This is a genomic window from Shewanella hafniensis, assembly GCF_019655335.1.
In the GTDB taxonomy this organism is placed as follows: domain Bacteria; phylum Pseudomonadota; class Gammaproteobacteria; order Enterobacterales; family Shewanellaceae; genus Shewanella; species Shewanella hafniensis.
Genome location: NZ_BPFD01000036.1, coordinates 40,506 through 46,517, shown reverse-complemented (window position 1 = coordinate 46,517; position 6,012 = coordinate 40,506). Strand labels below are relative to the sequence as shown.

6 protein-coding genes are annotated in these 6,012 nt (G+C 44.3%); 1 reads left to right on the top strand and 5 read right to left on the bottom strand.

Annotation, left to right across the window (positions count from 1 at the left end; genetic code table 11):
- Positions 1 to 394: 394 nt before the first annotated feature.
- The 4 genes from K5Q99_RS11905 to K5Q99_RS11890 are packed head-to-tail and all read right to left on the bottom strand — an operon-like array spanning position 395 to position 4,000.
- The gene (locus tag K5Q99_RS11905) at positions 395 to 982 is read right to left on the bottom strand and encodes a TlpA disulfide reductase family protein (protein ID WP_220776965.1); all 588 of its coding nucleotides are present in this window, start codon (positions 980 to 982) and stop codon (positions 395 to 397) included.
- Positions 979 to 1,458, bottom strand: a complete 480-nt coding sequence (gene nrfF, locus K5Q99_RS11900; RefSeq protein ID WP_220776964.1) for a heme lyase NrfEFG subunit NrfF — start codon at positions 1,456 to 1,458, stop codon at positions 979 to 981. Before nrfF ends, K5Q99_RS11905 begins: the two co-directional genes overlap by 4 nt.
- Positions 1,455 to 2,009, bottom strand: coding sequence for a DsbE family thiol:disulfide interchange protein (locus K5Q99_RS11895; protein WP_006079711.1), 555 nt, complete (start codon positions 2,007 to 2,009; stop codon positions 1,455 to 1,457). Before K5Q99_RS11895 ends, nrfF begins: the two co-directional genes overlap by 4 nt.
- Before the next feature lie 11 nt (positions 2,010 to 2,020).
- The gene (locus tag K5Q99_RS11890; RefSeq protein ID WP_220776963.1) at positions 2,021 to 4,000 is read right to left on the bottom strand and encodes a heme lyase CcmF/NrfE family subunit; all 1,980 of its coding nucleotides are present in this window, start codon (positions 3,998 to 4,000) and stop codon (positions 2,021 to 2,023) included.
- A 400-nt stretch (positions 4,001 to 4,400) separates the two neighbouring features.
- Here K5Q99_RS11890 and ccmI point away from each other — a divergent pair, with 400 nt between their 5' ends.
- Positions 4,401 to 5,651: a c-type cytochrome biogenesis protein CcmI gene (gene ccmI, locus K5Q99_RS11885; RefSeq protein ID WP_220776967.1), complete on the top strand. Its 1,251-nt coding sequence runs from the start codon at positions 4,401 to 4,403 to the stop codon at positions 5,649 to 5,651.
- 61 nt (positions 5,652 to 5,712) lie between these two features.
- Here ccmI and K5Q99_RS11880 read toward each other — a convergent pair whose 3' ends face one another.
- Entirely contained in the window at positions 5,713 to 6,012 is a 300-nt protein-coding gene (locus K5Q99_RS11880; protein ID WP_105251041.1) for a c-type cytochrome, read from the bottom strand.

Here is a 6,012-nt window from a genome sequence, read left to right as displayed (position 1 = left end):
TTACTCACTCGAAAGTAAAGTAATTTCGATTAACTCAACACCTGTGAGTGTCCACACAGATTTCTTGTTTTATCTTGTTAAAGAGCAACTCAATATTCGTAAGAGAACTTGAGTACCACACTGAGCGCCGAACGCTTCCAGTTGGCTAGGGCTGCGTATTCTACACATTTCCTGTTTCGCGTCAAGGAGTATTTTTCAACTTCTTGCTGCGCTTGAATTAAATGCTTAAATCCAATCAATTCAAGCTAACTCGTCAGCTGGCTTTCGCTGTCTGCCGTGTCAGTGAATGCGCATTATAGGGAGCCGGAGATTTTGTGCAAGGGCTTTTTTAATGAAAAAAGATCGCATGGCGATCTTTTAAACAATGGCGATTCTTTTACGTGCAGAGTGTCGATTAATTGGGCTTTTTACTGCCTTTATCGATAAAACCTTGGATTAGTGAGACAGCTTTGGCATCGTCCCAATCAACATAAGATCGAACAAAAGCTATCAATTGGCCCTGTTGATCGAGAATAAATGTCGCTGGAATCGTATCGAGCGGAAAAACATCCCCAAGACTTTGTGGCTGATCGTAATAAGAGTTGAAATTTGGCATACCTAATGAGCTTAAGAACGGCTGGACCTGTTGCTTACCTTCTGCATCAATAGAGATAGGTAATAGTACGAAATCTTCAGCTTTGAACTTAGTCGCTAGCCTTTCGATTGCTGGCAGCTCCCTTACACAGGGTGGACACCAGGTCGCCCACATGTTCACCATAATGATCTTACCTTTAAATTGACTGAAGTCGATGGTTTTACCATCGACGTCATTAAAGGTGACAGGCTCTATTGGGAAAGTCTTTGGCAAGACATTGATCAAATCAACAGTTGATTCCATCGGTTTAGTCGTTTGCTGCATGCCGGGGTACGCATGCGCGACCCCACCAGCAAGTAACGAAAAGAGCGATGACAACAATAATGCCGCTATGACTTTATGCTTCATTTATTATTACGCTTTAGCAAGGAATCTAACTCACGCCGATCTTCTTCGCTAATTTCATTCGGCACATTACCGCTGATGCGTTGTTTACGAATGAAGATAAAACCAATCACTAGCCCAATGAGTAACAAGCCAACGGGACCTAACCAAAGAATGTAGGTCTTGGTTTCCATCTTAGGCTTATAGAGTACAAACTCACCGTAACGGCTGGTCATAAACTCGATGATCTCATCATCCCCTTTGCCTTCGTCTACCATCTTGAAGACTTCAAGACGCAAATCCCGAGCAACCGGTGAGTTTGAGTCAATCAAGTTTTGATTTTGACACTGTGGGCAACGTAGCTCATGTGCTAAAGACAAACCGCGCTTTTGATTTTCAGGCGTTTTGAATTCATAAGTATCAACCGGTGTTGCCATAACGGCGGTCGTCATACTGAATAACAGCACTAGACCACCCATGATTTTTATCAGCGTTCTCATGATGCGCCATCCTTCGCCGCTTCAGCTTGTAATTGTTGGATCATAGGGTAAAGGGTCTCGCTCCATACGCGTTGATCGATTGGACCCGCATAACGGAAGCGAATAATACCGTTGTGATCAACCACAAAACTTTCAGGTGCACCATAGACGCCAAGGTCTAAACCTAAACGGCCATCTTTATCATAGATATTGACGTTATAGGGGTCGCCCTGACGCTTTAACTCTTCTAATGCGGGAGCACGCTCATCGCGATAGTTGATCCCGTAAATTGGCAGAAGATTTTTACGCTTTAGCATCACTAAGAAAGGATGCTCATATTTACAAGATGGACACCAAGTCGCCCACACATTAAGTAATGACACCTTACCTTTTAACTGCTCATTCGTAATGATCTCAGCAGGTGTTTCTAAGCGTTCCAGTTGGAAAGCCGGAATAGGCTTTCCTTCTAGTGCCGAATCCAGTTGCTGTGGATTCAGGAATAACCCTTTATAGAGAAACACCCCCATGGCGAGAAATATGACCAATGGGATAAACAGAACCAACTTCTTCATACATTCCCCAATTATTGAGCCGTTGCTAATTTTGCTTTGTTCGCTAACGGTGCGACGGCTGCAGTGACTTTCGCACGGTAACGTTTATCCGATGCCGCGAAGAATCCACCAATCATCATAAAAATTGCCCCAAACCATAACCAACGCACGAATGGCTTGTAGTTCAAACGAACCGCAAATTCAGTGCTAGTAATTGGATCGCCCATGGTCACATACAAGTCACGGAATAGACCCCAGTCGATCCCCGCTTCTGTCATGTCCATAGTACGCACATTATATTGACGACGGTCTGGCTTGAGTAATGTCAGCAACTCATCACCTTTGTAGACTTCTATCTGTCCCTGCATTGCTGTGTAGTTAGGACCCACTACGTTTTTAGTCTCGAGATACTTAAAGGTATAACCCGCAAGCTCTTGGCTAATACCAGGTCCCATGCGAACACTTTTCTCAATCGAGTAATTCGACACCATAGTGGCACCAATCACAGATACAGCAATACCAAGATGCGCGAAGATCATACCCAGCTGGCTACGGCCCATACGGCTGATGCTGATATCACCTTCTTTCGACTTGACCATATTATAGGCCGCTCTAGCAGTCGCCAGGATAATCCAAGCCGCTGCCGCGATACCAAAGGCAACCCAAGTATTGAATACACCATCGACGATAAATGGCGTCACAATACCGATAGCCGCAGCAATCATTGCAGGGATCAATAACTGACGCTTAAGCTCGCCTGCTTTCGATTTTTTCCAACGGATAATTGGACCAATACCCATAAAGCCAAATAAGACTAATACGATAGGCACAAACACAGCGTTGAAGTATGGGGGTCCAACAGAGATTTTACCCATGCCAAGCGCGTCGATGAGCAATGGATATAATGTACCCAATAGCACCGTACCTGCGGCAACCGTCAGTAGCACGTTACACACTAGGAGCATAGTTTCTTTAGACTTAAGCTCGAAACGGGCAGGACTACTCATTTCACTGGCACGTAAAGCAAACAGTGTTAATGAACCGCCAACAGCTAAACCAAGTAACAACAGGATGAACATACCGCGACTTGGATCGGCTGCGAATGAATGCACTGAGGTTAATACACCTGAGCGAACAATAAAGGTACCAAGCAAACTTAAAGAGAAAGCGAAAATAGACAGTAATACTGTCCAGTTACGGAAGGCGCCGCGTTTCTCAGTCACAATCAAAGAGTGAACAAGCGCAGTACCCACTAACCAAGGCATAAAAGAGGCGTTCTCAACGGGATCCCAGAACCACCAACCGCCCCAGCCTAATTCATAATAAGCCCACCAAGATCCTAGTGCGATACCGCCCGTAAGGAAGGTCCAAGCAGCCAATGTCCATGGACGAGTCCAACGAGCCCATGCAGAATCGAGACGGCCGCTCATCAGCGCAGCAATCGCAAATGCAAAGCTTACAGAGAAGCCCACATAACCTAAGTACAACATAGGAGGATGGAAGATTAATCCCACGTCCTGCAGCATTGGATTTAAGTCACGACCTTCGGCAGGGATCGGGAATAAACGTTCAAATGGGCTAGATGTGAGTAGCATAAACAAACTAAAGCCAATCACAATAAGAGCCAATACTGCCAGCACACGGGCAGTAAATACTTCTTCTAAACCTTTGCTAAACAAGGCAACCGCAGCCGCCCAAGTTGATAAAGCAAACACCCAAAATAACAGTGACCCTTCATGACCGCCCCATACGGCCGAGATCTTAAAGAAGATAGGTAACTGAGAATTTGAATGATGTGCCACATAGGCGACCGAGAAATCATCGACGGCAAAACTATAAGCCAGCACGACAACAGATAAGGTAATAAAAAAGAACATTCCGTACGTTAATGGCCAAGCGTACCTAACAAGGTATTGGTCTTTTCTGGCAACACCTATTAGGGGGACGCTGATTAATAAGAAGGCAAAAGCCACCCCTATTATCAACGCAAAGTGTCCAAGTTCTGGGATCATGGGTTTTCCTCAGTCTTCAATAATATGTTGATTTAGAAAGACTCTATCTCAACGCACAACATGCTATTCACGCAAATGCACGAAATTTTGCTCATTTTAGTATTTGCTATTGTTCCTGTCTGCCTCTTTCGTACAAAACTGGGTTACTTGTCTCATTCTCAATTTTAGAGGTCGATGAAAGTCACGGAAGAGGCTCAGTTCTGCATGTGACCGACAAATGACACTTAAGTTTCATACAAAATTTACAAGAAGAATCAATTTGTGAACCAGTGCCCAACTATAAGCTTTCAGCACTGGGATTACCTTATATTACTGTTCAATGAACAATCTTTACGTATAATCTTGCTTCCAAGCCTAGCGGTTACTCCGCTTTCTGCAAACTAAAGTGAATATAGAAACAATGACGACATTTTGGATTTTTATTGCGCTTGTTATGTTAGTCGGCCTGATGCTGATTTGGATCCCGCACTTCAGACAGCAAAAATTGCTGAAAACGGAAGAAGCTGGAGTTCGTAAACAAACGAACCTTGAATTGTTCAATGAGCGCTTAGGCGTTCTTGAAAAAGAATTAAGTGAAGAGCTACTCGATCAAGCCGAATTTGATGCATTGAAGAAAGAACTGGAAATCAGTCTACTCCAAGACATCAAACAAGCGAACGACGATTCACTGGTCAACCAAATAAAGCCAAAGACGATTCTGTGGCCGTCGATCATGTCAGTTTGTTTGATTGTTATCTCAGGCTATCTCTATCAACACTTAGGCGCCTTCGAGAATATTGAAACTGCCCAGCAACCTGCAAATCCACATGCGGGAATGGATACGGCTCAAATCATGATGCAACGCGTGCAGATGATGGAAGCTCAAGTTAAAGCCGAGCCAGAAAACAGCCAACTGTGGTTCAGCTTAGGTCATGCTTATGTATCGGCAAACCAATACGATAAAGCGATTGCAGCTTTCGATAAAGTAATCGAATTAGTCGGAAAGCATGCAGAATTGCTCGGTCCAAAAGCAACGGCGATGTATTACAAAGCGGGTCAACAAATGACACCGCAAATCCAAGCTCTTATCAATGAGTCTTTAGCAATGGATGCCCAAGATCCTTCAACGCTACTGCTCGTGGGTATGGATGCTTTCTTTACTGCTGACTACAAGAAAGCCATCACCTCTTGGCAAACGATTTTAGATAGCGGTCGTGCCGACGTTGATCGTGCAGCTCTTATGAATGCAATCGAAACCGCCAACTTACGCATGCAGTCGGAAACCGCTGGCATGCCAAATGATGATGCACATAAGCAAGTCAAAGCGAGCGCTAAATCGGTCAATGTCACTATATCTATCTCAGCAGAACTTGCGGCTAAAGCCAGTCCAGAAGACACCATTTTCATCTTTGCCCGTGCAACTGAAGGACCTAAAGTCCCATTAGCTGCAACCAAAGTCAGTGCTAAGTCTTTCCCGATTACAGTGACATTAGATGACAGCAGCGGTATGGGTGGTGATGTGAAGTTAAGCGATGCAGCCAATGTGGAAGTGATTGCTGTACTGTCTAAACAAGGTAATATCAAACCGCAAACGGGTGATATTCAAGGCAAGATCAGTAAAGTCGCCGTAGGCGATACAGCGAACCTAGTACTTGATACTCAAGTGCAATAAATCGCAGTTAATTGCAGATATAAAAAAACCGGCTTTCGCCGGTTTTTTTATATCTGAAGAATTACTTAGCTGTAGACATAAATTTGATAGCAGCTTTGTAATCATCATCAGTACAATCAGTACACATACCGCCTGGTGGCATAGCATTCAGACCGGTTTTCACACTCTTCACTAGAGCGTCAACACCCTTAGCTAAGCGTGGTTCCCATTCTGCAGCGTTGTGTACTTTTGGAGCACCAGCAACACCCATACTGTGGCATACGGTACATGCCTTATTATAAATAGCCTCAGCATCTTGAGCTGAAGCGTTAACTGACATAGTCAAAGCAGCGACAGCAGTCATTGCTAACAGTTTTTTCAT

What these genes read in the sequence shown, in the direction of transcription:
- nrfF (WP_220776964.1), bottom strand. Translation starts at nt 1,458, where the DNA reads ATGAGAACGCTGATAAAAATCATGGGTGGTCTAGTGCTGTTATTCAGT.
- ccmI (WP_220776967.1), top strand. Translation starts at nt 4,401, where the DNA reads ATGACGACATTTTGGATTTTTATTGCGCTTGTTATGTTAGTCGGCCTG.
- K5Q99_RS11905 (WP_220776965.1), bottom strand. Translation starts at nt 982, where the DNA reads ATGAAGCATAAAGTCATAGCGGCATTATTGTTGTCATCGCTCTTTTCG.
- K5Q99_RS11895 (WP_006079711.1), bottom strand. Translation starts at nt 2,009, where the DNA reads ATGAAGAAGTTGGTTCTGTTTATCCCATTGGTCATATTTCTCGCCATG.
- K5Q99_RS11890 (WP_220776963.1), bottom strand. Translation starts at nt 4,000, where the DNA reads ATGATCCCAGAACTTGGACACTTTGCGTTGATAATAGGGGTGGCTTTT.
- K5Q99_RS11880 (WP_105251041.1), bottom strand. Translation starts at nt 6,012, where the DNA reads ATGAAAAAACTGTTAGCAATGACTGCTGTCGCTGCTTTGACTATGTCA.